The organism is Microbacterium testaceum StLB037 (assembly GCF_000202635.1).
Lineage (GTDB): Bacteria > Actinomycetota > Actinomycetes > Actinomycetales > Microbacteriaceae > Microbacterium > Microbacterium testaceum_F.
This window is the reverse complement of record NC_015125.1, coordinates 674,527-700,527: the sequence shown is the minus strand read 5'-3', so window position 1 is coordinate 700,527 and position 26,001 is coordinate 674,527. Positions and strand designations below refer to the sequence as shown.

Genomic DNA, 26,001 nt, shown 5'->3' with positions numbered 1-26,001 from the left:
CCTCTCTGTCGTTCGTCGGGTGCGAGTGCGGGCGGCGCGGGCTGTGCCGCCCTGGGGTGGGACCGGTCAGGCTGCGGTGTCCGCCGGGGCGGTGCCCTCGTCGCCGGTGACCGCTCCGGTGATGAGGCCGATGATCTCGTCGCGCGTGGTCTGCGCTCGTTCCCGGATTCCGGCGACGCGGCCGAGGCGCATGACCTGGATGCGATCGGCGAGATCGAAGACGAGCGACATGTCGTGGCTGACGATGATCACGGTGTTGCCCCGCTCGCGGAGCGTGCGGATCATGTCGGCTGCTTGGGCCGTCTCGCGCACCCCGAGGGCGGCGGTCGGCTCGTCCAGCAGCACGATGCGGCCGCCGGTGCGCATCGCCCGGGCGATCGCGACGATCTGGCGCTGCCCGCCGGAGAGCATGCCGATCTCGGTGCGCACCGAGGCGACCGAGACGCCGAGCTCGTCCAGGAAGGCGCGGGTCTCGCGCTCCATCGTCCGGCGTCGCACGAAGGGGCCGCGGCGCGGGTACTGGCCGATGAACATGTTGGTGGCGACGTCCAGGACCTCGATGAGGGCGAGGTCCTGGAACACCGTGGCGATGCCGGCGGAGCGCGCCGCGGCGGGATTGGTGAAGACCTGCTCCGCCCCGTCGACGCGGACGGTCCCCTCGTCGGGGCGGTAGACGCCGCTGATCGTGCGGATCAGGCTCGACTTGCCGGCGCCGTTGTCGCCGACCACCGCGAGGATCTGTCCGGCGTACGCCGACAGGTGGACGTCGCGGAGAGCGGCCACGTGGCCGAAGCGCTTGGTGATGCCCTGCAGTTCGAGGCTTGGCGTGACCATGGTCGGGCAGTCCTTCGGATCGTCGGTGACACGTCGGTGGTGCTCCGACGTGTCGATGGACCGTCGGGCGAGGCTCAGTAAATCCTTCGTTCGGTGAACCTGTCAAGACAAATTTTGGACACTGAGCGCAACAATCCTTCGTTCAATGAAGTGTTGGGCTGGAGATGACGCGTGACGCGGGCTATGTTCGCCGCATGAGAACCTTCGTCGACGTCGCCGGAGAAGACGCGTCGAGCACGCGCCACCGTGTCCTCGCCGCGGTGCGCGACCACGGTCCGATCAGCCGCGCAGACCTCGCCCGCCGTACGGGCCTCGCCGCTTCCACGATCACCTCGGCCGCGCAGAGCCTCGCCGTGGAGGGGGTGCTGCACGAGGTGGAGGATGCCGGGGAGCCGGTGTCGCGCACGGGGCCGAGGGGCCGGGGTCTCAGTGTGGATCCCGCCCTGGCCTCGGTGGCGGGCATCGACTTCGGCTTCCGTACGGTCCGCGTCGCGGTGTGCGATGTGCATGCCCGGGTGCTGGTGACGCGGGAGAGCCGTCTGGCCGAGCGGTACTCGAGCGAGGAGGGGCTCTCCGTCGCCGCGCAGCTCTACCGGTCGGCCGTGTCGGCGCTTCCCGAGGAACAGGGGGCCGTCGTCACGGTCGGAGTCGCCCTGCCCGGGCCCATCGACGCGGTGCGTCGACGCGTGATCGGCTCGGCGGTGCTTCCGGGATGGTCGGGCACCACGGCCGAAGAGCTGACCGAGACCTTCGGCGTCGACACCGTGATCGAGAACGACGCGAACCTCGCCGCCCTCGGCGAGCACGTCTTCGGCGCCGGTCGCGACGTGGCCGACTCGCTGACGGTGAAGTTCCACAGCGGGATCGGGGCGGGGCTGATCGTGCGCGATCGCCTCGTGGGGGGTGCCGGCTCGGGCGAGATCGGCCACTTCGCGGTGGCGGCGGAGGGGCAGGTGTGCCGGTGCGGGAAGAGGGGATGCCTCGACACCTTCGCCGCGATCCCCGCCCTGCTGGACGCGGTGTCGACCGACACCGAGACGCCCGACGTGCGATCTCTCGTGGAGCGGACGGTCGCCGGTGAGCCGCGGGCATCGCGGATCGTCTCCGATGCCGCCGAGCTCGTCGGCGACGCCGCGTCGCGCGCGTGCCTGCTCTTCGCGCCGCAGCGGGTGATCGTGGTCGGCGCGATGGCCGAGGCCGGCGATGCCGTGCTCGAGCCGTTCGCCCGCGCGCTGCGTCGCGGACTCATCCCCGACACCCAGTCGGCGCCCGAGATCGTGCGGGGCGCGCTCGCCGAGCGGTCGACGGTGATGGGTGCGGTGGCGCTCGCCCTCACGGCGTCGGGATGGCTGCCCGCCGGCGGGTGAAGCAACAGGTGACGGCGGTCGGAGGTCGCAGTATTATCAAGCGATAACACCGCCCCCGGAAGGACCGCGGATGCCGACCCCCCGACGCCGTGCCGCCCGCGATGCCGAGCTGCTCGCGGGGTCGGTGCGCGCTTTCGCCGCGCGGGGGTACTTCGGGACCTCGACGGCCCAGGTCGCGGCCGAGATGGGGGTGTCGCAGCCGTACGTGATCCGCACATTCGGCTCGAAGCTCGAGCTGTTCGTGCGTACCCATGCGTTCGCCGCCGCCGAGATCGTCGAGGTCTTCCGCGCCGCGATGACGGACGGCTTCGACGGGGACCGTCTCGGCGCGGCCTATCGAGAGCTCGTCCTGTCGAATCCCGCGGCCCTGCTGGTGTGGGCGCACGCGTTCTCGGCGGCGACCGCCGAGCCGGCGATCGGTGCGGAATCCCGGCGGCAGTTCGACGACGTCTACCGGACCCTGCGGGAGGCCGGGGCGAGCGACGCGGAGCTGTGGGCGTTCATGGGGCGCGGGATGCTCATCAACAACCTCCTCCTCATGGAAGCCCCGCGGTACTCCCGCGACTACGACTTCGCCCCGCTCATCGACCTCGTCTTCGGTGAGCGGCCGCCGCTTTCCCCTTCACCCGGCACCCCGCGTGCCCCCGCCCCCGATCAGGAGTGACATGAGCGATCTCGTCCCGTTCACCGACAACTTCAGCGACCTGTCGAACACCGACGGCTATCAGTTCGAGTTCCGCTGCGAACGCTGCGGCAACGGCTACCGGTCAGCCTTCCGGTCCGACCCGCGGGCCGCCGGGCAGCGGCTCGCGCGCGGAATCGGCAACCTCTTCGGCGGGCAGGTGTCGCAGTTCACCTCGATGGCCGATCGGCTCCTCGACCGCGGGACGAACTCTCCGGCCAAGGACCAGGCGCTGCGCGCGGCGACGGCGGAGATCGCCCCGAAGTTCCACCAGTGCCGCGCCTGCAGCGACTGGGTGTGCGACGACGTGTGCTGGAACGACGGGGTCGGCCAGTGCGTGCGCTGCTCGCCGATCGCGGTCGAGGAGCTCGCGCAGCTGCAGGCCGAGGCGCGGCGCCGGCAGGTGCAGGAGCGGCTCGAGACCGTCGACATGGTCGGGGGCGTCGACCTGAAGACGCCGGCCCGACCGCGCTGCGGCGCGTGCGGCGCGCAGTCGCACGGCGGCAAGTTCTGCGGGGAGTGCGGGTCGCCGCTCGTCGTCGTCGCGACCTGCACGGGCTGCGGCTCGGAGAACCCGTCGGGCGCCCGCTTCTGCTCCTCGTGCGGGACGGGCCTCGCGAGCTGACCTCGCGGGCTACAGGGCGACGCGCACCGCTTCGGCGGCGGCTGCCAGGCGCGCGGCGATCGCGGCGTCGTCGAGGGAGGTCGCGACGTAGACCGCCGCCACCGCGGCGGGCTGGCGCCCCTGCACGCTGAGGGGTACGGCCACCGCCCGCAGCGACGGCACCACCTCGTCGTGACTCGTCGCCCACCCGCGCTCCGCGGCGTCCGCGACCTCGGCCGCGAGGCGGGCGTCGACGGTCTCGGGCCAGCGGCGCGGAGGCAGCTGGGCGAGGATGGCCCGGCCGGGAGCCCCCCGGGTGACCGGATGCCGAGCCCCCGGCCGCTGAGCGACGGCGGTGACCGCGTGCCGCGGCTCGACGCTCGTGAGCGTCACGCATTCGTCGTGGTCGAGCACCACGAGGAAGCACGTCATGCCCAGCTCGTTCGCCGCCGCGGTCAGCTCGGGCAGAGCCTCGGCCTGCAGGTCGGCGGCGACGCCCGCCGCCAGCGCCGCGAGACCCGTTCCGAGACGCACCGCGCCCGCGGCATCCCGGGTCACCAATCCGTGGTCTTCGAGGGTGCGCAGCAGTCGGTACGCGACCGAGCGATGCAGTTCGACGCGGGCCGCCAGGTCGTCGATCGACAGGGGAGTGCGCGCGTCGGCGAGCTCTTCGAGCAACCGGATGCCGCGGCTCAGCGTCTGCGACGCGGGTGACGCCTCTTGCCGTGCGGGCATGGGGGAGCTAACCTCTCGTTCGATAGAAGAACGCTCTGTTCGAATATAGAACGAACCCCCGCGGCGAGCAAGTCCGACGACGACGTCAGGAGAAACGATGCAGTTCCACCACCACGGTTACGTCTCCGGCGACCCGCGCGTGCAGAACGCCGCCGGCACGGGCATCGACCGCCCGGACGACCTCCCCGACGAGGTCGACGTGCTCATCGTCGGCTCCGGGCCGGCGGGCATGCTGCTCGCGGCACAGATGTCGCAGTTCCCGCAGCTCACCACGCGCCTCATCGAGAAGCGCGACGGCAGGCTCGCTCTGGGTCAGGCCGATGGCATCCAGCCGCGCAGCGTCGAGACGTTCCAGGCCTTCGGGTTCGCCGACCGCATCACCGCCGAGGCGTACAACATCGGTTGGATGAACTTCTGGGCGCCCGACCCCGAGAACCCGGAGCGGATCGTCCGCACGACCCGGACCGAGGACTACGGCTACAAGATCAGCGAGTTCCCGCACCTGATCGTCAACCAGGCGCGCGTGCTCGACTACTTCGCCGAGGCGGCGGCGAACGGCCCGGCGCGCATCGTGCCCGACTACGGCGTGGAGTTCCTGGGGCTCGAGGTGCAGGACGACCACGTCGATGTGCGCGTGGGTACCGACGCGGGGGAGCGCACCATCCGTGCGAAATACGTCGCGGGGTGCGACGGGGCCCGCAGTGGCGTGCGCCAGGCGATCGGACGAAGCCACGTCGGTGCTGCCGCGCAGCACGCGTGGGGTGTCATGGACGTTCTCGTCGAGACGGACTTCCCTGACTGGCGCATCAAGTGCGCGATCAACGCCGCGGCCGGCAACATCCTGCACATCCCGCGCGAGGGCGGGTACCTCAGCCGGATGTACATCGATCTCGGTGAGGTCGCCGCCGACGACGATCGGCGCGTGCGCCAGACGCCGATCGAGGAGATCATCCGCCGGGCGAACGAGATCCTCCACCCGTACACGCTCGACGTGAAGCAGGTGGCCTGGCACAGCGTCTACGAGGTGGGCCACCGGGTGACCGACCAGTTCGTCGACGACCTCGAGAACCCCCGCGTCTTCCTCACCGGCGACGCCTGTCACACGCACAGCGCGAAGGCGGGGCAGGGGATGAACGTCTCGATGCAGGACGGCTTCAACCTCGGCTGGAAGCTCGGGCACGTGCTCACCGGTCTCGCTCCCGTCGACCTGCTGCGCACCTACGACGCCGAACGGCGCCCGGTCGCCCAGCAGCTCATCGACTTCGACCGCGAGTGGTCGTCGCTCATGGCGCGCAAGCCCGGCGAGATCACCGACCCCGACGAGCTCGCGACCTATTACCTCGCCACCGCGGAGTTCCCCTCCGGCTTCGGCACGCACTACGCCCCCTCGCGCATCGTCGCGTCGGACGCGGCCGAGGAGCTGGCATCCGGATTCCCCGTCGGCAAGCGCTTCCAGAGCGTGGAGGTCGTGCGGGTGTGCGACGGAAACGCCGTGCATCTCGGGCACCATGCTCGCGCAGACGGACGCTGGCGCGTGTACGCCTTCGCGGATGCCGAGGGCTCGGCTCTGCGGGCGTGGGCGGCGGCCGCGCTCCCGATCGTCGAGCGCTTCACGCCCGAGGGTGCCGACCTCGACGCCGTGTTCGACGTGAAGGTGGTCTTCCCCGGCCGGTGGGAGGACGTCGTCGACGTGCCCGCCCTGTTCCGCCCGCGCTCCGGGCCGCTCGGCCTGACCGACCTCGAGAAGGTCTTCGCCGCCGCGCCCTCGGCGTGGACGAGCGCCGACATCTTCGCCGAGCGCGGGATCGGCGCCGCGGGGGCCGTGGTCGTGGTGCGCCCCGATCAGTACGTCGCGCACGTGCTGCCGCTGACCGACCCGGCTGGTCTGGAGCGGTTCCTCGCGGGCGTGGTGGCCGTGCCGGCGGTCGCCGCGGCGACCTGACGCGTGCGTTCTGCTCGCCGCGGATGCTCCCGATAAACGCCGATCCTCGCCAGAAACGCGGCGTCGCGGCGTTTCCGGCGAGGAATGGCGTTTATCGCGGGGGTGGCGCGGCGCCGAGCGGCGCGGGACACGGTCCCCGCGCGACGCGGACCGCGGCACCGCCCCCGGCGTCCACGGCGGCGATCTCGGCATCCCCTTTGTACGCCACGTATATCGGCGCGCGCGCGTGCCCTGACAAGAATGGGCGGGAAACCCCGCCCCGATCCAGGAGGACCCATGACCGATTCGCGCGAGAGCGAGCTGCTGGCATCCGTACCCACCGGCCTGTTGATCAACGGCGAGTGGCGCGCGGCGACGGGCGGCAAGACCGTCGCCGTGAACGACCCCGCCACCGGTGAGGTCATCCACGAGATCGCCGACGCCACGGTCGACGACGGAGTGGCGGCGATGGATGCCGCGGCCGAGGCGTTCCCGTCCTGGGCGGCGACCCCCGCGCGGGAGCGCGCCGAGATCCTCCGCCGCGCGTTCGACCTGCTGCAGGAGCGCAAGGAGGACATCGCGCTGCTGATGACGCTCGAGATGGGCAAGCCCCTCGCCGAGGCGCGCGGCGAGGTCGGCTACGGCGGGGAGTTCCTCCGCTGGTTCAGCGAGGTCACCGCGCACACCCAGGGCCGCTACGGCGCGAACCCCGAGGGCACCGGCCGCATGATCGTCACGCAGCACCCCGTGGGCCCGTGCTACCTCATCACCCCGTGGAACTTCCCGCTCGCGATGGCCACGCGCAAGATCGCGCCCGCGCTCGCCGCCGGCTGCACGGTCGTCATCAAGCCCGCGACCCTCACGCCGCTCACGACGCTGTTCTTCGCGCAGATCCTGCAGGACGCCGGCGTCCCCGCGGGTGTCGTCAACGTCGTCACCACGACCAACACCGGCCCCGTCTCGGAGCGCATCATCTCCGACCCGCGCCTGCGCAAGCTCTCGTTCACCGGCTCCACCCCGGTCGGCGTGAAGCTGCTGCAGCAGGCGGCGCCCGGGGTGCTCCGCACCTCGATGGAGCTCGGCGGCAACGCCCCCTTCGTCGTGTTCGAGGACGCCGACCTCGACAAGGCGGTCGACGGGGCGATGCTCGCGAAGTTCCGCAACATCGGTCAGGCGTGCACCGCGGCCAACCGCTTCATCGTGCAGCGCTCGGTCGTCGAGGAGTTCACCCGCCGTGTCACCGAGCGCGTGCAGGGCATGAAGATCGGCCGCGGCACCGAGGAGGGCGTGCAGATCGGCCCCCTGATCGACGACCGCGCGGTCGACAAGGCCAAGACCCTGGTGGGGGATGCCGTCGAGCGCGGCGCGAAGGTCACCACCGGCGGCTCGCCGATCGACGGCCCCGGCACGTTCTTCGAGCCGACCGTCGTGTCCGACGTGCAGCCGGGCAGTGACATCCTCCGCGAGGAGATCTTCGGACCCGTCCTCGCGATCATCCCCTTCGACGATGAGGACGACGCCGTGCGCCTCGCCAACGACACCGAGTACGGCCTCGTCTCGTACGTCTTCACCGAGTCGCTCGCGCGGGGTCAGCGCATGATCGACAAGCTCGAGACCGGGATGATGGGCCTGAACGTCGGCGTCGTCTCCAACGCCGCGGCCCCGTTCGGCGGCTGGAAGCAGTCCGGCCTCGGCCGCGAGGGCGGCGACGAGGGCATCCACGAGTACCTGCAGACGAAGTACACGCTCACGGCGAACCCCTACGCCTGAGACACCGGATGCCACGGCCCCGGCGCTCCGCGGCGGGGGGTCGCGGCATCCGTCGTTCTGGCCGCCGCGGTGCGTGCGAAACTCCTGAGTTTCGGGCGGCGGAGACGTGTGTGGGGGTGTTCGATCCGGGCGGGTGACGATTTGTCAGGAGTTCGGCCCGCTTGCCGCCCGGCCCGCCTGCCGCCGGACCCGCTGCCGCCCGGAGCTGGAGCCGACGGTGGGCGTCAGCGCCGCGTCGACTCGCCCGGGACCAGCTCGACGGGGATGACGGCACGGTCGCCGTCGCCACCGGCCATGAGGGTGTCGAGGATGTCCATCGCACGGCCGGCGATCTTGCCCCAGTCCTGTCGCACCGTCGTGATGGTGGGGGAGATCTGCCGCGTCCAGGCGACACCATCGAAGCCGCACAGCAGCAGGTCGTCGGGCACCGATCGGCCCTCCTGCAGGGCGCGGAAGAACGCCCCCACCGCGTGCAGGTCGCTCACCGCGAAGACCGCGTCGACGGCAGCGTCGGTCTCGAGCAGTTCGGCCATCGCGCTCTGGCCGCCGTCCATGCCGTAGTTCTCGCCGATGATCAGGACGTCGTCGTCGGCGACGCCCCGATCGGCGAGTCCGGCGAGGAAGCCCTCGCGCCGCTCTTTCGTCGACGGGAGGTAGCCCTCGCCGCCAAGCATGGCGAAGCGGCTACCGCCGGCATCCACGAGATGGTGGGCGGCCACGCGCCCGCCGCCGAAGTTGTCGGAGCGCACCCACCCGCCGATCAGGGCGGAGTCGGCCGGCTCATCGCACGCAACGATCGGCACCGGGCTCGCCTGGAGCCGGTGCACGCCCGAACGCGGCGGGCGCGAGGGCGACAGCAGGACGCCGTCCGTGCTGCGCACGAGGTTCTCGAGGGCCTCCAGCTCGTTGTCGGGCTCGTAGTCGGAACCGGCGAGGACGAGAGCCCAGTCGCGCTGCGCGCCCTCGCGCTCGAAGGCGTGGGCGAGCTCGGCGTAGGCCGGATGCCGCACGTCGGGCAGCACGATGCCCACGGTCGTGCGGTCGGTGCGCCGCCGCCCGGACGCGCGCGGGTAGCCGACGCGCTGCGCCGCCTCGAGCACGCGGTCGCGCAGCTTCGGGCTCACCCCGCGGTTGCCGGTGAGGGCATTGCTCGCGGTCGCGAGGCTCACTTTCGCCTCGGTCGCCACCTCTTGGAGGGTCGGCGTCCGGCCTGGACCGTCGGTCATTCGGCATCCCCCCGCCGCGAGTGTACCCACTCGGGCGGAAGGGGATGCGCCGCCACGGCGCGCACGATATCGGCCAGCGCGCCAGCCTGCGCGGCGAACGCCCGCTCGCCCCACCGGGCATCGGCCGTGGTGGGGTCGCCGATCACTCCGGAGCGGGACAGGTCGTCGACGTGCCAGGGCACGCTCACCGCACCGAAGGGCCGGGTGAGGGAGTCTGCGGCAGCCCTCACCTCCTCGAGGCCGTCCGCCCGGGCGGCATCCATCTCGACCGCCGCCGGGTCGAGGGCGAGCAGCACGCTCGTCTCGTAGTGACCCGCGTGCGCGTCGAGATCGCCCGTGGTCACCCCCTCGGCGAGCTCGGGCGGGAGCGCGAGCCCGGGCACGTGCACGGCGAACGCCGCGAGGCCCCGTCGCTCGCGAAGCTGACGGCAGGCCACGTGCAACAGCTCGGGATTGCCGCCATGCCCGTTGACGAACAGAAGGCGCCGGATGCCGCTGGCCGCGACGCCGCGACCGATGTCGTCGGCGATGGCCAGAAGGGTCTGCGGCGACAGAGCGATCGTGCCGGGACGTCCGGCGTGCTCGGGGGAGAAGCCGAAGGGCAGCGGGGGAAGCACCCACGTCGCGACCTCTTTCGCGGCACGCGCGGCCGCGGCCGTGGCGAAGGCCGCCGCGATCGTGGTGTCGGTCGTGACGGGGAGGTGTGGCCCGTGTTGTTCGGTCGCGCCGATGGGGACGAGCGCCACCCCCTCTCGTGCGGCGACATCGGAGATCTGCGTCGAGCTCGTCATCTCAGTGCAGTCCGAGCAGCACCCGTGCCTCGGCCCGAGCCGCGGCGTCGGTGTCGTAGATCCCGCGGGACGCGAGGGAGAACGCCGTCGACCCGACGGTGCGTTCGCCGCGAGCCCACATGCACGCGTGCTGCGCGGTCAACCGGACGAGCACGCCCTTCGCGCCGAGCGTGTCGGAGACGACCTCGGCGATCTGGTCGGCCAGGCGCTCCTGCATCTGCGGGCGGGCGGCGAGCACGCGCAGCATCGCGTCGAAGTCCCCGATCCCGGCGAGCGCGCGGTCGGGCAGGTAGGCCACCGACACGGTGCCCTGGAACGGCAGCAGGTGATGCTCGCACATCGAGGAGTAGGGGATGTCGTGCACCGCCACGGGTCCGGGGTAGACGCCCTCGATGGGCTCGCCGCCGCCGAGCGCGCGATGAGGATCGCCCGCCATCCCCGAAAAGAGGTCGAGGCCGGCGTGCGCGACGCGGCGCGGAGTGTCGATGAGGGTGGGGTGCTCGGTGTCGAGACCGATCGCGCGCATGTACATGCGGATGCCCTCCTCCGCGGCATCCAGGTCGGGGGTGATGTGGGTGGCGGCGACGGCGGTGAGTTCGGTCATGGGGTGCGGCCTTTCGGGGGATCAGTGGAACAGAAGCTCGGTGGCGCGGTCCACGTACGCGTGGAACTCGGGCGTGCTCGTCATCTCGAGCGTGCGCGGCCGCGGGAGGTCGATGTCGATGACCTCCTTGATGCGACCCGGACGCGGGCTCATCACCGCGACCTGGTCGCTGAGGAAGACGGCCTCCTGCACGCCGTGTGTGACCATGACGGTGGTGGCTTGCTGCTCGCTCCACAGTCGTTGCAGCTCGATGTTGAGGCGCTGCCGCGTGACGTCGTCGAGCGCGCCGAACGGATCATCGAGGAACAGTGCGCTCGGGCGGAGCGCCAAGGCACGGGCGATGGCGACGCGCTGGCGCATTCCTCCCGAGAGCTGCCACGGTCGAGCCTTCGCGAACTGCTCGAGGCGGACGAGGTGCAGGAGCTCGCGTACCCATTCCCTGTCGACGGGGAGCCCGGCGATCTCGAACGGGAGCGCGATGTTGCGCTCCACGGTGCGCCAGGGCAGCAGCGCGTGATCCTGGAACGCGATGCCGTACGCGTGGGTGCGCCGCAGGGCCGCGGGCGTCAGGTCGTTGACTGTCGCGGAGCCCGAGGTGGGGGTGTCGAGACCGGCGAGCATGCGCAGCACGGTGGACTTGCCGCACCCGGAGGGGCCGAGCAGCGACAGGAACGAGCCGCGGGGGGTGTCGAGGTCGACGCCGTCCACCGCGACCACCGGGCCGCCCCGGGTGGCGAAGTGGCGCGTGAGGGCACGGATGTGGACGCCGGACGCGGTCATGCGAGGCCTTTCTGGGCGGGAGTCGAAGCGCGCGGCGGAAAGCGACCGGCGAGCAGGAGCGTCTCGGCCAAGACGACCAGACCGTACGCGGCGAGCGAGAGCAGCACCGTGATCACGACAAGCGTCCACAGCAGCCCGTAGTCCGAGTACGACTTGCTCGTCAGCAGGTTCGCGCCGAGCCCCTCGAACGAGAAGAGGAACTCGTAGAGCGTCGCCGCCGACACCGTGGCCGGTGCGGCGAGCTTGAGACCGGCGAAGAGCGAGGGAAGGGATGCCGGCAGCTGGACGAATCGGAGCAGCGTCCAGCGCCCGCCCCCATAGGCGTGCACGAGGTCCACCGTCTCCGGCGTGGAGGATGACAGCCCCGCGCCGATGTTCATCAGCAGAGGGAAGAACGTGACGACCGCGGCCACCACGGCGGCGGTCAGGATGCCGGACCCGAACACCGCGTAGATGACCGGTGCCATCGCGATCAGGGGGACGGTCTGCAGCAGCAGCGCGAGCGGGAGGAAGATCGAGCGCAGCGCCCGAGAGACGGTCAGCGCGACCGCGCCGATGAATCCGGCGGTGATGCCGAGGAGCAGACCGATGGCGCTGTGCCCGAGCGTGACGCCGATCATGGGCACGAGCGCAGCGCGGCGCTCGGCGGCCTCGGCCGGGTTGCCGACGCCGTCGACGAAGAGGTACCGCCACACGTCGACCGGGGTCTTGGCGAGGTAGGGGCTCAGCCCGGAGAACGTGATGGCCAGCTGCCACCCGACCAGCAGGAGCGCGGCGGTGCCGAGCGTGCACAGGGTCGTCCAGACCCAGGCGGGCAGGCGGATCATCGGATGCTCCCGGTGTGTGCGGTCCAGGGGGCGAGCACGCGCCCGAGCAGCGCGATCGCGCCGTAGCCCAGCGCGGAGACGACCGTGGCGAGGAGGGCGATCGCCCACATGCCGGTGTAGTCGCCGACGTACTGCTGCGAGATGAGCAGGCGCCCGGCGCCCTCGTCGACGCCGACGGTGAAGAACTCACCCGTCATCGCGCCGAGGAAGGCGGCGGGGGCGGCGAGCTTGAGCGCCGCCAGCAGGGCCGGGATGGCCGAGATGACCCGAACTTTGCGGATGGCCGTCCAGGCGCCTCCGCCGTACGCGTGGACGAGGTCGATCTGGGCGGGGGCGGCGGAGCGCAGCCCGAGCAGCACGCCGATCACGAGGGGGAACTCGACGGCGAGCAGCGCGAGCACGACGCTCACGGCGCGGCTGCCCGACGGGCTCAGCAGCACCACGATCGGGGCGATGGCCGCGGCGGGTGCGCACGCGGCCACGACACCCAGTTGCGAGGCGAAGGGACCCAGCGGCGGGGCGATCATGACCAGGATGCCGAGCCCCAGAGCGATCACGACGGCCACCGCGTACCCGGTCACGGCCGCCCCCGCGGTCGCCGCGAGTCCCTCGGCGTAGGCGCCGCCGAACAGACCGTCGAGCGCCCGGGCGAACACGGGCAGCGGGGGTGGCACGGGGCCGGGACTGCCGTTGGCGCGCTGGTACACCGTCACGGCGACGATGTGCCAGGCGACCAGCAGCACGCCCAGTCCCGCGGCGCCGAAGAGGACGCCGCGCACGGGAGTCGGGATCATCACGCGGCGTCCTCTCGGTCGGGGTGCGGGGTGTCGACGTGCGGGGTGACGAGCGTCAGGATGCCGGAACGGTGAAGCCGGGGATCAGGTCGGGGTTCTCGGCGTACACCTCCTGCAGCAGGGACGTGTCGAACATGCTCGGGTCGGCTGTGATGCCGGCCGCGGCGAGCGAGGAGACGGCCTGGTCGATGAGGTCGGGCGTGAGCGTGAAGATGCCGTTCTTCACGGTGTCGGGCGTCAGCATGAACGACGGCAGGACGCTTGCGGAGTCGACCTGGAGCTGGCGGTCGAGGCCGTTGTCGGCCCCGCCGTGCTTCATGGCGATGTCGGCGATGGCATCCGTTCCCTTGCTGAGTGCGCTGTTCCAGCCCTCGATGCTGGCCTTCATGATCGCCTTGAGCTCCTCGCGGTTCTCGGCCAGCTCTTTGTCGCTGACGACGACGGCGTCACCGAACTGCGCGTAGTTCGCGTCGGCGAAGGACATGGTCACCACATCGCCGCCGGCGTTCTTGACGGCGATGGGGTAGTTGGTGAGGAAGCCGATGAGCGCGTCGACCTCGCCGTTCATGAGGGGGTCGACACCGTTGGGGACGGAGACGAACTCCACCGTGTCGGCGGGAAGGTCGTTGGCCTTCAGCACCGCCTCGACGGCGAGCTTGCCACCCGCGTCGACGCCGATGCGCTTGCCCTTGAGGTCGGCGACGGTGCGGATGGGGTTCTTCGCGAGCGAGACGAAGCCGACCGGGTTCTTCACGAATTGCGCGCCGATGATCTTCAGGCCCGCGCCGTCGTTGATGGCGCCGGTGATTCCGGTGAGGTCGGACGCGAGGCCGATCTGCGCCTGGCCTCCGAGGACGAGATCCCAGGAGTTCGTGTTGCCACCGCCGGCGATGAGATCGACCTTGTCGAAGCCGGCATCGGTGTAGTCGCCGTCGTCCTCGGCGAAGTAGTAGCCGGCGAACTCGTAGTTCTTGATCCAGCTCAGGGCCACGCTGGCGGTGCCGAAAGAGCTGGAGCTGGCGCTCCCCGACGAGGATGCGGGCGAGGCGCACCCCGAGACGACGAGGGCGAGGGTGAGGACGCCGGCCGCAGTCGTGGCGACGCGGCGACGGCGACGCGAGGCGCGGGTCGAGGGGCCGCGCGGCGTCGGAGAAGAGGGGGCAGGGGACAGGACGGTGCGAAGGTGTGACATTTCGGGAGCCTCCGTAGCGGTGTGTGTCCCGTAAATGTAAATCTTTTACGTTTCGTCAAACCACGTCGTGCATGACAGTCCGATTACCGGACCTCGTGCGCGGGATGCCGTGCTCACGACGGGCGCGCGACCAAGAGGCGCCGGCCTTCAGCGGGCGATGCTGCGCACGGGCGACGGCGTCTGAGCGAACTCGCGCGTGAACGCGCGGGCTGCAGACCGCGCCGTGAGCCCCGGATGCCACGGCCCGGCACCCGGAAAGGGCCCGAGGTCCTGGCATCCAGGCGTCTCCCCGCCGCGCTGCGTGCGAAACTCCTGAGTTTCGGGGCCGGCAGCGGCGGAACGGGCCTTCGGCGGACCGTCTCGCCCCGCTTCTCCGGAGTTCGGCCCGCCGGCGCGACGCGAGGGCGCGAGACCTCAGCCGTCCGCGTGCCGATCCAGGAACGCGAACACCTCGGCGTCATCGACACCGGGGAACATGCCGCGGGGGAGCGGCGAGAACATGTGCCGGTGCACGCGCGCGCTCGGCCAGGCCTTGCCCTGCCAGCGCGCCGCCGCGTCCGACTCGGGTCGACGGCAGCACGACTCGTCGGGGCAGCGCGAGACGCCCCGGGTCGAGGTCTCACGGCCGCGGAACCACCGCGCGTCGTCGAACGGCACTCCCACGGTGATCGAGAAGTCGCCGTCCGAGGTGGTTCCCGTCTGCGTCGAGCACCAGAACGTCCCCGCGGGGGTGTCGGTGTACTGGTAGTGCTCGGTCGTGCGGTTGTGCTCGGCGAAGGCCGACCGCGCCGAGAACTTCTTGCACACGATCTGTCCCTCGACCGACCCCGTCACGTCGGTGGGCAGGGGGAGGCCGTCGTTCTCGTACACCCGCGAGATCGCCCCGTCGCCGTCGACGCGGAGGAAGTGCAACCGGATGCCGAGGTGTGCGGTCATGAGATTCGTCATCCGCATCGCGGCGGCCTCGTGCGTGACCCCGAAGGCGTCGCGGAAGTCCTCGACGGCGAGGTTGCGGTCCTTCTTCGCCTGCGCGAGGAACGCGACCGAGCTCGTCTCCGGCATGAGGCAGCAGGCCGCGTAGTAGTTGATCTCGAGGCGCTGCTGGAGGAAGTCGGCGTAGTCGGTGGGCGGGCGGTGCCCGAGCAGGCGGTGGGCCATCGCCTGCAGCGCCATCGAGCGCAGGCCGTGGCCGCCGGGGATCGAGGCGGGCGGGAGGTAGATCCGGCCGTTCTCGAGGTCGGTCACCGACCGCGCCGAGTGGGGCAGGTCGCTGACGTAGATCAGCTCGAAGCCCAGCTGCTCGGCCATGATGCTGACGGTGCGGTGGGTCAGCGCCCCCGTGCCGTGGCCGGCGGCTTTGAGCTGCTTCTCGGCGAGCTTCTCGATGTCGGGCAGGTGATTGTCGACCGCGCGCATGCGCAGGCGCATCTCGGTGTTCGCGCGCCGTGCCTCTTCGGGGCTCGCGATCGTCTCGCGCTCGCGCCGCTGCAGTTCGCGGTGAAGGCCCAGCACCGCCTCGATCGTCTCGTCGGTGGTGCCTTTGGTCACCTTCACCGGGGGGATGCCGAGCTGTTGGAAGAACGGGCTCGACTGCGCGCGCTCGAGCTCGATCTCCAGCGCCGCCCGGCGGTTCGGCGGCTCGGTGGACAGGAGTTCGGTGACCTCGGTCTCGGTCGCCCGCGCGATCTCCTGCAGGAGCGAGAGCTTGGGCTCGCGTTTGCCGTTCTCGATCAGGCTGAGCTGGCTGCCCGCGACGCCCACGAGCGCGCCGAGCTCATCGAGCGTGAGCCCGCGGGCGAGGCGGTGGTGGCGGATGCGGTGTCCGAGCGTGGTCAGTTCGAGCGACGAGGCCATTCCTTGACCATATCGAAAGTTTCGCGATTCTTATGCCCATTTTCTCTCTAAAGATCCGCTCACGGCGCGTCAGAGTGGGGGAACACCAAGGAATTCCGCTCGACAAAGGAGACGACATGGCCCTCGCCGACATCTTCGCCCGCCCCGCCGGCCGCCCCGCCGCGACCACCGCTGTCGCCCGCCCCGGCTACGGTGCGCGCCCCGAGGTCGACGGTCCCGGCATGCCCGGTCTCCTCGCCTGGGTCGACCAGGTGGCGGCACTCGCGCAGCCCGATCGCATCCACTGGGTCGACGGTTCGGCCGCCGAGAACGACGCGCTGCTGCGGGAGATGGTCGACGAGGGCAAGCTCATCAAGCTCAACCCCGAGTGGCGCCCCGGCTCCTACCTCGCCCGCTCTCACCCCGGCGACGTCGCCCGCCTCGAGTCGCGCACCTACATCGCCTCCGAGAGCGAAGAGGATGCCGGTCCCACCAACAACTGGATCGCCCCGGCCGAGATCCGCGAGACGCTGAACGGCGTCTTCGAGGGGTCGATGCGCGGGCGCACGATGTACGTCGTCCCCTTCTCGATGGGCGCGGTCGGCGGCCCCCTGAGCCACATCGGCGTCCAGATCACCGACAGCGCGTACGCCGTGGCATCCATCGGCGTGATGACCCGCGTCGGCACCGCCGTCACCGAGCAGATCGCCGCGGGCGCTCCCTGGGTCAAGACCGTGCACTCGGTCGGTGCCCCGCTCGCCCCCGGCCAGGCCGACGTCGCGTGGCCGTGCAACGACGAGAAGTACATCGTCCACTTCCCGGACACGCTCGAGGTCTGGTCGTACGGCTCGGGCTACGGCGGCAACGCGATCCTCGCGAAGAAGTGCTTCGCGCTGCGCATCGCCTCGGTCATCGGCCGCGACGAGGGCTGGCTCGCCGAGCACATGCTGCTCATCCGCGTGATCGACCCGAAGGGCAAGGCTTACCACGTGGCCGCGGCCTTCCCCTCGGCGTGCGGCAAGACGAACCTCGCGATGCTCCGCCCCACGATCCCCGGCTGGCGCGTCGAGACGCTCGGCGACGACATCACCTGGATCCGCCCCGGCGAAGACGGGCGCATGTGGGCCATCAACCCCGAGGCCGGTTTCTTCGGTGTCGCTCCCGGCACCGGCGAGTCCACCAACGTCACCGCGATCGAGACGCTGTGGGGCAACACCATCTTCACGAACGTCGCGCTGCGTCCCGACGGCGACGTGTGGTGGGAGGGCCTGACCGACGAGGCTCCGCCGCACCTCACCGACTGGGAGGGCAACGCGTGGACGCCCGCATCGGGCCGTCCCGCCGCGCATCCCAACTCGCGCTTCACGGTGGGTGCCGCGCAGTGCCCGCAGATCGCGGAGGACTGGGAGGCGCCCGAGGGCGTTCCCCTCGACGTGATCCTGTTCGGCGGTCGTCGCGCGACGAACGTCCCGCTCGTGGTCGAGGCCACGGACTGGTCGCACGGCGTCTTCCTCGGCTCGACGGTCTCGTCCGAGAAGACCGCGGCCCAGGAGGGCACGGTCGGCGAGCTCCGCCGCGATCCCTTCGCGATGCTCCCGTTCTGCGGCTACAACATGGGCGACTACTTCGGCCACTGGCTCAAGGTCGGCCAGAAGCTGCGCTTCGACCGCGCTCCGCGCATCTTCCAGGTCAACTGGTTCCGCAAGGGCGACGACGGCCGCTTCCTCTGGCCCGGATTCGGCGACAACGCCCGCGTGATCGACTGGATCATCCGCCGCGTCGACGGCCAGGTCGAGGCGGTCGACAGCCCGATCGGGCGCCTGCCCCGCGTGGAAGACCTCGACCTGTCGGGTCTCGACCTCCCCGCCGCCGACCTCGAGGAGCTGTTCGCGATCGACCGCGACTCGTGGCTCGCCGAGGCCGACCTCACGGAGGAGTTCTTCGACACCTTCGGCTCGCACCTACCGGCCGCGCTCCGCGCCGAGCTCGCCGCCCTGCGCTACCGCCTGCAGCGCGCCTGACCCGCTCGTCCCGTCCCGCCTCCGAGCGGGCGGGCGAGCCTTCGAATCCGATGCCCCTCCCGTTCTTGGCGCGCAGGAGGGGCATCGGTATGCCCGCGCGGAGTCAGACCAGCAGCTGGTGCTTCGCCAGATCCCGGTACAGGGGAGTGGATGCCACGAGCTCGCTGTGCGTGCCCTGCCCGACCACGCGACCGTTCTCGAGCACGACGATGAGGTCGCTGTCGACCACCGTGGAGAGCCGGTGCGCGATGACCAGGAGCGTCCGATCGGTCGCGACGGCGTCGATCGCCTCGCGCATGCGCTGTTCGTTCACACCGTCGAGCGACGAGGTCGACTCGTCCAGCAGGAGAACCGGGGGCGCCGCGAGCAGTGCGCGCGCGATCGCGAGACGCTGACGCTCGCCGCCCGAGAGCATCACGCCGTCCTCGCCCACGGGCGCGTCGACGCCGAGCGGGCTCCGCTCCAGGACGTCGCCGAGGTTGACCTCGCGCAGCACCCGTTCGCAGTCGGCGTCGGATGCCGAGGGCGAGGCGAGCCGGAGGTTTTCGGCGATCGTGCCGGCCAGGGTCGGGGCATCCTGCTCGACGTAGCCGAAGCGGGAGCGCAGCTCGTCGCGGGGAAGGTCGCGAGCATCGACGCCGTCGAGGAGGATCTGCCCCTCGGTCGGATCGTAGAACCGCTCGATGAGGGAGAGGATCGTGCTCTTGCCGGCGCCGGACGGCCCGACGAGCGCGACCCGCGCGCCGCGCGGCACGGCGAACGACACCCCGCGCAGGACTTCGCGGTCGGTCTCGGCGGGAACCTCCGCTGCCTCCAGGTGCACGTCCGCGAGCACCGATCGCGCCTCTCGGGCCGCGGCCTCGCGGGCCTTCACGACGTGGTCGGGATAGCGGAACCGCACGTCGCGGAACTCCAGGGCCGCGGCATCCGGAATCGGGGCGGCCGCGCGCGGCTGGTCGTCGTCGCTCTCGAGCGGGAGGTCGAGCACCTCCTGGATGCGGCCGAGAGCCCCGAGCGCCTGATTCACCGAGGTGATCGCACCGATCGCGGAAGCGAGGGGCTGCACGAGCAGGAAGAGGAAGATCACGAAGGTGACGAGGGAGGCGACGTCGATCGCTCCGGATGCCACGCGGTACCCGCCGACGCCCAGCACGACGAGAAGCGACACCTGCAGCGCGACGAAGGCGATCGGCACGATCAGGGCGGACACCCGTGCGATCCGCACACCCGCGTCGTACGCGGCCGTGGCGGTCTGCGTCACGGCCGCCGTCTCGCGCTCGGTCGCCCCCGCGGCGCGAATCGTCCGGATCGAGCCCACCGCTCGCTCCACTCCCGACGAGAGTTCGCCGACCTTGGCCTGCTGGTCGGCCGAGGCCGAGCGGATGCGGGTGCTGAGCAGCACGACCACCGCGAGCGAGGCCCCCACGACGACGATGATCAGTCCGAGCAGGAGCGGGTCGATGAACGCCATCGCGATCACCGCGCCGACGAGGATGAGGGCGTTGCCCACGGCATCCGCGAATCCCTGCGTGAGCACGGCGTACAACAGGGTCGTATCGGTGCCGACGCGCGAGACAAGGTCTCCGGTGCGACGCGCGTCGAACTCGCTGACCGGCAGGCGCAGGATCCGGGCGATCAGCCGCTTGCGCGACGAGTAGACCACGGCGGTACCGGTGCGCTGCAGCAGGTAGTGCTGAAAGCCCGAGATCACGGACGACAGCACGACGAACGCCACGAGGAGCCAGACGAGGGCGCCGAGCGGGACGCTGTTCTGCACGCGCGCGATGACCTGACCGACCAGCAGGGGCTGAGCGAGCGTCGCGGCGGCCCCGAGAACGCTGAGCACGGCGACCACGACGAGCGTGCGCTTGTGCTCGAGCAGGAACGGCAGCAACTGCCGGAAGGACGCGCGCGGACCCTCCGGGGTGCGACGGCCGCGCCGACCACGCGCGGGAGCGGGAGAAGACATGCGGACCTCGTTCTCTGGCATCAGATTCGACCGTACCTCTCGCCGCCGACGCCGCCGATCCGCTCGCTCGTCGGTGGACCAAACTCCCGAGAAACCTCGGCCGCAGCCCGGTCTCGGCGTATTCCGATGCGCGGCGGCTCGAATTCTCCGGAGTTCAGACCGCCTGGTCCACCGGGAGAACACCGGATGCCACGAGGCACAGGCCCCGTGGCATCCGGTGTTCCGAGGATTCCGCGTTACGGCGCGGTCGCTCCGGCGGCGATGTTCTCGTCGTAGTCGACGTCCTTCGTCTCGGGCGACAGCACGACGGCGATGAGGGTGAGCACACCCATGGCCGACAGGTACACGCCCACGAGCCACGGGTTGCCGTCGCCCGCCGCCCACAGGGCCACCGCGACGATCGGCGCGAGCGCCGCCCCCAGGATCGACGACACGTTGTACGAGATCGCCGAGCCGGTGTAGCGGACGTTCGTCGGGAACAGCTCGGGCAGCACGGCGCCCATCGGGCCGAAGGTGGTCCCCATCAGCACGAAACCGATGATGAGGAAGGCCTGGACGAGGATGCGGGTGAAGCCCGGGTCGGCGTTCGGCATGAGGAAGAACGAGAACGTCAGGCCGAACAGGATGATCGCGACGGTGACGCCGAGGAGCAGTCGCTTGCGTCCGAGCCGGTCGGCGACCGGTCCCGACAGCATCGTGAAGACGCCGAAGAACACCACGCCGATGATCTGCATGATGACGAAGTCGGTGTAGCTGTACCCGAGCCCCGGGACGTACGCCGCCGCGTCGAACGGCGTTCCGGCCTTCTCGGCCGCGGCCTGAGCGGCCGCCAGCGGAGGCTTGGTGCCGTACGAGAGCGTGAAGCTCGTCATCAGGTAGAAGAGCACGTAGGTCGCCAGCATGATGAACGTGCCGAGGATGAGCTGCTTCCCGTTGCGACGGATCGCCTCGCCGAGCGGGAACTTCTTGATGACGCCGGTCTTCTCGGCCTTCGAGAACGACTCGCTCTCGACGAGCTTCAGTCGCACCCAGAGGCCGATGATCACCATGACGGCCGAGAACAGGAACGGCACGCGCCAGCCCCACGCGAGGAACTCGGCCGAGCGCTGCGCGGTGCCGTCGGGGTGCGGCAGGGCGAAGTTGATGATGAGGAACACGCCGTTGGCGATGATGAAGCCGATCGGAGCGCCCAGCTGTGGGAACGTGCCGAACAGGGCGCGCTTGCCCTTCGGGGCGTTCTCGGTGGCGACCAGCGCCGCGCCCGACCACTCGCCGCCGAGCGCGAAGCCCTGCGCGAGGCGCATGACCAGCAGCAGGATCGCCGCCCAGACCCCGATCTCGTTGAAGGTGGGGAGCAGACCGATCAGGAAGGTCGCGACACCCATGGTGAGAAGGGATGCCACGAGGGTGGCCTTGCGGCCGAAGCGGTCGCCGAAGTGCCCGAAGACGATCGCGCCGAGGGGGCGCGCGACCATCGCGGCACCGAAGACGCTGAACGACAGCAGGAGCGAGGTGGTGTCGTTGCCGGTGGGGAAGAAGAGGATCGGGAAGACGAGCACGGCCGCGGTGGCGTACGCGTAGAAGTCGTAGAACTCGATCGTCGTGCCGATCAGGCTCGCGGTGATGACACGCGAGCGCGGATTGGCGGGAGCGGACGCCGAGGGGGCGGTGGGGGATGAGGAGGTCATGACAGCCTGACGAGAGAGCGATCGGTTGCGTCCATCGTGTGATCGCGGGCTGAGGCGGAACGGATGCCGGGGGTGGTGGCATCCGGGATCGCCGAACAGCACCCGGGGGCGGTCCCGAGTGGGGAACACCGACCGTTCAGTCTATGCGCGCGCTGATAAGGCGGGCGCGTCAGCGCCAGAGCACCGCCAGCGCGGCGTTGAGAAGGGTCAGGATGCCGACGAGCCAGAACACCGCGGGCGCGAGGTCGGCGCCGCGCTTCTGGCGAGCCGAGCCGATGCCGAGCAGCGCGCCGATCCCGAGGAGCACGACGAGCTTCACGCCGATCTTCGTGTAGTTCAGGTCGTGGTCGAGGCCCCACGGCGCCGCGAGGGCGAGACCCGAGACGAGGGAGATCACGAGCGCGTAGTTCATCAGCGGCGTGACGCGCACGCGCCGCCCGACCGCCTCGACGACCCACGCCCCGAAGAGGATGGCGAACCCGACGAGGTGGACGAGGACGACGGCGTGGCGCAGGATCTCCATACCGGTCAGGGTAGGGATGCCGCGCCCTCACCGCCAGGAAGGCGGGCCTCACCGCGATGCGGTCCCTGACCTCCGCGCGCGGTCCCTGACCTCCGCGCGCGGTCCCTGAGCCTGTCGAAGGGCCCGCCCGCACCGCGCGAGATCAGCCGCGCAGCTCCCGCAGCACGAGGGCGGTGCGGATCGCCGCGTCCGCGGCCTCCTCGCCCTTGTCCTCTTTCGACCCCTCGAGACCGGCGCGGTCGAGACCCTGCTGCTCGTCGTCGAGGGTCAGCACGCCGAAGCCGACAGGCTTGCCCGCGTCGAGCGCGACGCGCGTGAGGCCGTCGGTCGCCGCCGACGAGACGAACTCGAAGTGCGGCGTCCCGCCCCGGATGATCACGCCGAGGGCCACCACGGCATCCGCCCCGCCCTCGAAGGCCGCGCGAGCGGCCACCGGCAGCTCGAACGACCCCGGGACCCGCACCACGCGGTACGCCGCGCCCGTGGCATCCAGGACCCGCTTCGCCCCGGCAATGAGACCGTCGGTGATGACCTCGTGCCAGGTGCCGGCGATCACGACGATGTTCAGACCCGACGCGTCGACGCCGCCGGTCTCGGGTGCTCCACTACCGGCCATCAGGCGCTCTCTTCCTTCATGTGCGCGAGGGCGTCGCGCAGGTCGTCCTCGGCGATGATGTGACCCATCCGGTCGCGCTTCGTCTCGAGGTACTGGTGGTTGTTCGGGCCGACGCCCACGAGGAGCGGCACCTGCTCGACGACGTCGAGGCCGAAGCCGCGCAGCTGCTTCACCTTGTCGGTGTTGTTGGTGAGCAGGCGCACCTGCTCGACGCCGAGGTCGGCGAGGATCCCGGCGGCGGCGGCGTAGTCGCGCGCGTCGGCGGGCAGGCCCAGGGCGAGGTTGGCATCCACGGTGTCGAGGCCGCGCTCCTGCAGGTTGTAGGCCCGCAGCTTGTTGATGAGGCCGATGCCGCGTCCCTCGTGGCCGCGCATGTAGATGACGATGCCGCCGTCCTTGTCGATGCGGTCGAGCGCCGCCTCGAGCTGGGGTCCGCACTCGCACTTCAGCGAGCCGAACGCCTCGCCGGTCAGGCACTCGGAGTGCACGCGGACGAGCGGGGCGGTCGTGCCCAGCTCTCCCGAGACGACAGCGATGTGGTCGGTGCCGGTCACGCGGTCCTTGTACGCGAGGAAGCGGAAGGTGCCGTGCGTCGTGGGCACATTCGACTCGGCGCGCAGGCTCACGCGGCGTCGCGCGGGTGCCGACGCGGGCAGCGGATCCGTCTCGTTCAGGTACTCGATCAGCTGCTCGATCGTGATGACCGGGATGCCGTCCCGCTCACCGAGCTCGAAGAGCCCGGGCAGCCGCATCATGCTGCCGTCCTCGGCGACGACCTCGGCGATCGCGGCGACCGGCTCGAGGCCCGCGAGCTTCATGAGGTCGACCGCGGCCTCGGTGTGGCCGGCGCGCTCGCGCACCCCGCCGTCAACGGCCCGGAGCGGGAGGATGTGACCCGGCCGGATGACACTCGTCGGCACCGACTCGGGATCCGCGAGCACGTTGAGCGTCCGCGCGCGGTCGGCGGCGCTGATTCCCGTCGTCACGCCCGACGCGGCGTCGACGCTCACGGTGTACGCGGTCCCGCGGGCGTCCTCGTTGACCGCGACCATGGGCGGCAGGTCGAGTCGGTCGGCCCACTCGGCGGGCATGGGCGCGCACACGTAGCCGCTGGACCAGCGCACGGTCCACGCGAGCGCCTCGGGGGTCGCGAGCTGGGCCGACAGGATGACGTCGCCCTCGTTCTCGCGGTTCTCGTCGTCGGCGACGAGGATCGGTCGGCCGGCGCGGAGGGCCTCGAGGGCCTCGGGGATGGGGGACAGGCTCATTCGGAGCCCCTCTCGGTCGATGCGGCGTCAGCCGCGGGGTTCTCAGATACACGGAAGGCGAGCATGCGCTGCACGTGGCGCGCGAGGATGTCGGTCTCGAGGTTGACCGGGGTGCCGGCCTCGGCGCCGCCGAGCGTGGTCGCGGCGAGGGTCTCGGGGATGAGCGAGACCTCGAGCCACTGCTCGGTCTCGGCGGGGTCGCTCACGGCGCTGACGGTGAGGGACACCCCGTCGATCGCGATCGACCCCTTGTCGACTACCAGCGGCGCCAGGTGATTCGGGATGCCGATGCGCACGACGCTCCACTGCGCGCCGGGACGCACCTCGCGCACCACGCCGGTGCCGTCGATGTGGCCCTGCACGATGTGTCCGCCGAGGCGCCCGTGCGCGGCGGTCGCGCGCTCGAGGTTGACGGCGCGGCCGGGTGCGACGTCGGCGAGCGTCGACATGTCGAGCGTCTGCTTCATCACGTCGGCGGTGAACCAGTCCTCGCCCTGGTCGACGACGGTGAGGCACACGCCGCTGACCGAGATCGAGTCGCCGTGGCCGGCATCCGAGACGGAAAGAGGAGCGCGCACGGTCACCCGCACGCCGTCGCCCGAGGGCTCGACGGCGGTGATGGCGCCCATCTCTTCGACGATTCCGGTGAACATCAGTGCTCTCCTCGCGTTCGGGTGGTGGGGTGGGCGACGATCAGCAGGTCGTCGCCGAGATTCTGGACGGATGCCACGGCGAGCCGCCGCGCATCGGCGATGGTCGGCACGCCCACGTCGCCGAGTGCGAGGCGGGATCCGCCGATCAGGACGGGGGCGACGTAGACGAGCAGTTCGTCCGCGAGATCGGCCCGGACGAAGGCGCTCGCGAGCGTCGGGCCGCCCTCGACGAACACGCGCTGGATGCCCCGCTCGCCGAGGTCGGCGAGCACGGCGCTCAGGTCGTGAGTGGCGAAGAACAGCGGCTCTCGCGGGTGGCGGCGCACCGCGGCATCCGGAGCCGTCTCGCTCTCGCCGATGATGACGGGCAGGGGCTGTGCGGGCAGCAGCGAGCCGTCCTCGTCGCGGGCGGTCAGGGCCGGGTCGTCGGCGCGCACGGTCCCGGTGCCGGCGACGATCGCGTCGGCGGTCGCGCGGCGCGCGTGGACGTCGCGGCGAGCGGCGGGTCCGGTGATCCACTGGCTCGTGCCGTCGTCGGCGGCGGCGCGCCCGTCGAGACTCTGCGCCCACTTGACGACGACGTGCGGGCGGCCGGTGCGGGTGAGAGCGACCCAATCATGGACGAGCGCTTCGGCGCTCTCCTCCTCGGGACCCTGCTCGACGTCGACCCCCGCTGCGCGGAGCCGCTCGGCACCGCCGGACGCCGCATCCGTGGGGTCGTCGAGCGCGAAGACCACGCGAGCGACCCCGGCCTCGATGAGCGCGACGGCGCACGGGCCGGTGCGGCCGGTGTGGTTGCACGGCTCGAGGGTCACGACTGCGGTCGCACCGCGGGCCGCGCCCGGAGCGAGCTGGGAGAGGGCGTCGACTTCCGCGTGGGCGGTGCCCGCTCCACGGTGGTAACCCTCGGCGAGGATCTCGCCGGCGGGGGAGAGGATGACCGCACCGACCTGCGGGTTGAGCCCGCGCGGGCCGCGCCGGGCGAGCTGCAGCGCTCGCCTCATGGCGTCGATCTCGACGGCGGATGCCATTTCCCTGTCCTTCCCGCGGATGCCGGGCAGGGGGAGCGGGAAGGCGCGACGCGCCGTCCGTGCTGCCTCCTATCCGGACTAGCGACGGATTCCCGTCGCATCACCGTCGGTCCCGGAATTCCACCGGATCGGCCCCACCGCGTGATGCGGAGGGGTTCGCGGACTGTCACCGCCGGTTCGGATTCTCACCGACCCCGGAGCACGTTGTTGCACTTCGAAGTGTAGTCAACGCGGTGTCGGCGGTTTCATTCCCCGACATGGATTGACACGAA

Annotated in this window: 23 protein-coding genes; 6 read left to right on the top strand and 17 right to left on the bottom strand. The window is 71.1% G+C overall.

From position 1 onward, the window contains the following. Positions 1-66 precede the first annotated feature (66 nt). Positions 67-834, bottom strand: a complete 768-nt coding sequence (locus MTES_RS03200; RefSeq protein WP_013583745.1) for an ATP-binding cassette domain-containing protein — start codon at positions 832-834, stop codon at positions 67-69. Between the two features lie 194 nt (positions 835-1,028). On the opposite strand from MTES_RS03200, the gene MTES_RS03195 reads away from it, so the two are divergent. The 3 genes from MTES_RS03195 (at position 1,029) to MTES_RS03185 (ending at position 3,508) form a co-directional block, all read left to right on the top strand. Beyond that, positions 1,029-2,201, top strand: coding sequence for an ROK family transcriptional regulator (locus MTES_RS03195; RefSeq protein ID WP_043360948.1), 1,173 nt, complete (start codon positions 1,029-1,031; stop codon positions 2,199-2,201). Positions 2,202-2,271: 70 nt separating this feature from the next. Then, a complete protein-coding gene (locus MTES_RS03190) occupies positions 2,272-2,865 on the top strand; it encodes a TetR/AcrR family transcriptional regulator (RefSeq protein ID WP_013583743.1) in 594 nt (197 codons plus the stop codon). A gap of 1 nt (position 2,866) precedes the next feature. Beyond that, positions 2,867-3,508: a zinc ribbon domain-containing protein gene (locus MTES_RS03185; RefSeq protein ID WP_013583742.1), complete on the top strand. Its 642-nt coding sequence runs from the start codon at positions 2,867-2,869 to the stop codon at positions 3,506-3,508. A gap of 9 nt (positions 3,509-3,517) precedes the next feature. Here the strand turns inward: MTES_RS03185 and MTES_RS03180 are convergent, their stop codons facing one another. Beyond that, positions 3,518-4,222, bottom strand: coding sequence for an IclR family transcriptional regulator (locus MTES_RS03180; RefSeq protein WP_013583741.1), 705 nt, complete (start codon positions 4,220-4,222; stop codon positions 3,518-3,520). A gap of 97 nt (positions 4,223-4,319) precedes the next feature. On the opposite strand from MTES_RS03180, the gene MTES_RS03175 reads away from it, so the two are divergent. Both MTES_RS03175 and MTES_RS03170 read left to right on the top strand, forming a co-directional pair. Then, the gene (locus MTES_RS03175; RefSeq protein WP_013583740.1) at positions 4,320-6,164 is read left to right on the top strand and encodes an FAD-dependent monooxygenase; all 1,845 of its coding nucleotides are present in this window, start codon (positions 4,320-4,322) and stop codon (positions 6,162-6,164) included. Positions 6,165-6,440: 276 nt separating this feature from the next. Then, positions 6,441-7,913: an NAD-dependent succinate-semialdehyde dehydrogenase gene (locus MTES_RS03170; protein ID WP_013583739.1), complete on the top strand. Its 1,473-nt coding sequence runs from the start codon at positions 6,441-6,443 to the stop codon at positions 7,911-7,913. Between the two features lie 224 nt (positions 7,914-8,137). Here the strand turns inward: MTES_RS03170 and MTES_RS03165 are convergent, their stop codons facing one another. The 8 genes from MTES_RS03165 to MTES_RS03130 all read right to left on the bottom strand — a co-directional run bounded on the left by MTES_RS03165 (position 8,138) and on the right by MTES_RS03130 (position 15,981). Further along, positions 8,138-9,139 carry a LacI family DNA-binding transcriptional regulator gene (locus MTES_RS03165; RefSeq protein WP_013583738.1) on the bottom strand — a complete coding sequence of 334 codons (1,002 nt, stop codon included), beginning with the start codon at positions 9,137-9,139 and terminating at the stop codon, positions 8,138-8,140. Next, the gene (locus MTES_RS03160; protein ID WP_013583737.1) at positions 9,136-9,930 is read right to left on the bottom strand and encodes a creatininase family protein; all 795 of its coding nucleotides are present in this window, start codon (positions 9,928-9,930) and stop codon (positions 9,136-9,138) included. Before MTES_RS03160 ends, MTES_RS03165 begins: the two co-directional genes overlap by 4 nt. 1 nt (position 9,931) lies before the next feature. Further along, a complete protein-coding gene (folE, locus tag MTES_RS03155; RefSeq protein WP_013583736.1) occupies positions 9,932-10,534 on the bottom strand; it encodes a GTP cyclohydrolase I in 603 nt (200 codons plus the stop codon). 21 nt (positions 10,535-10,555) lie between these two features. After that, positions 10,556-11,314 (bottom strand): ABC transporter ATP-binding protein, encoded by a 759-nt coding sequence (locus MTES_RS03150; RefSeq protein WP_013583735.1) that lies wholly within the window; start codon positions 11,312-11,314, stop codon positions 10,556-10,558. Then, positions 11,311-12,141 (bottom strand): ABC transporter permease, encoded by an 831-nt coding sequence (locus MTES_RS03145; RefSeq protein WP_013583734.1) that lies wholly within the window; start codon positions 12,139-12,141, stop codon positions 11,311-11,313. The genes MTES_RS03150 and MTES_RS03145 overlap by 4 nt, the downstream gene beginning before the upstream one ends. Then, complete coding sequence (locus MTES_RS03140) at positions 12,138-12,935, bottom strand: ABC transporter permease subunit (RefSeq protein WP_013583733.1); 798 nt, start codon at positions 12,933-12,935, stop codon at positions 12,138-12,140. Before MTES_RS03140 ends, MTES_RS03145 begins: the two co-directional genes overlap by 4 nt. A 55-nt stretch (positions 12,936-12,990) precedes the next feature. After that, positions 12,991-14,127, bottom strand: a complete 1,137-nt coding sequence (locus tag MTES_RS03135; RefSeq protein WP_013583732.1) for an ABC transporter substrate-binding protein — start codon at positions 14,125-14,127, stop codon at positions 12,991-12,993. Positions 14,128-14,541: 414 nt separating this feature from the next. Then, entirely contained in the window at positions 14,542-15,981 is a 1,440-nt protein-coding gene (locus tag MTES_RS03130; RefSeq protein ID WP_013583731.1) for an XRE family transcriptional regulator, read from the bottom strand. 116 nt (positions 15,982-16,097) lie between these two features. Between MTES_RS03130 and MTES_RS03125 the strand changes: the two genes are divergently transcribed. Continuing rightward, positions 16,098-17,981 carry a phosphoenolpyruvate carboxykinase (GTP) gene (locus tag MTES_RS03125; RefSeq protein ID WP_013583730.1) on the top strand — a complete coding sequence of 628 codons (1,884 nt, stop codon included), beginning with the start codon at positions 16,098-16,100 and terminating at the stop codon, positions 17,979-17,981. A gap of 103 nt (positions 17,982-18,084) precedes the next feature. Here MTES_RS03125 and MTES_RS03120 read toward each other — a convergent pair whose 3' ends face one another. From MTES_RS03120 to ribD, 7 genes are all read right to left on the bottom strand, one after another. Next, entirely contained in the window at positions 18,085-19,950 is a 1,866-nt protein-coding gene (locus MTES_RS03120) for an ABC transporter ATP-binding protein (protein WP_013583729.1), read from the bottom strand. Between the two features lie 236 nt (positions 19,951-20,186). Next, complete coding sequence (locus MTES_RS03115) at positions 20,187-21,638, bottom strand: MFS transporter (RefSeq protein WP_013583728.1); 1,452 nt, start codon at positions 21,636-21,638, stop codon at positions 20,187-20,189. Between the two features lie 169 nt (positions 21,639-21,807). After that, the gene (locus tag MTES_RS03110; protein ID WP_013583727.1) at positions 21,808-22,161 is read right to left on the bottom strand and encodes a hypothetical protein; all 354 of its coding nucleotides are present in this window, start codon (positions 22,159-22,161) and stop codon (positions 21,808-21,810) included. Positions 22,162-22,303: 142 nt separating this feature from the next. Next, positions 22,304-22,777, bottom strand: coding sequence for a 6,7-dimethyl-8-ribityllumazine synthase (gene ribH / locus MTES_RS03105; protein ID WP_013583726.1), 474 nt, complete (start codon positions 22,775-22,777; stop codon positions 22,304-22,306). Continuing rightward, positions 22,777-24,045, bottom strand: a complete 1,269-nt coding sequence (locus tag MTES_RS03100; RefSeq protein ID WP_013583725.1) for a bifunctional 3,4-dihydroxy-2-butanone-4-phosphate synthase/GTP cyclohydrolase II — start codon at positions 24,043-24,045, stop codon at positions 22,777-22,779. Before MTES_RS03100 ends, ribH begins: the two co-directional genes overlap by 1 nt. Then, positions 24,042-24,698, bottom strand: a complete 657-nt coding sequence (locus MTES_RS03095; protein WP_013583724.1) for a riboflavin synthase — start codon at positions 24,696-24,698, stop codon at positions 24,042-24,044. Before MTES_RS03095 ends, MTES_RS03100 begins: the two co-directional genes overlap by 4 nt. Then, a complete protein-coding gene (gene ribD / locus MTES_RS03090; RefSeq protein WP_013583723.1) occupies positions 24,698-25,729 on the bottom strand; it encodes a bifunctional diaminohydroxyphosphoribosylaminopyrimidine deaminase/5-amino-6-(5-phosphoribosylamino)uracil reductase RibD in 1,032 nt (343 codons plus the stop codon). Before ribD ends, MTES_RS03095 begins: the two co-directional genes overlap by 1 nt. Positions 25,730-26,001 lie beyond the last annotated feature (272 nt).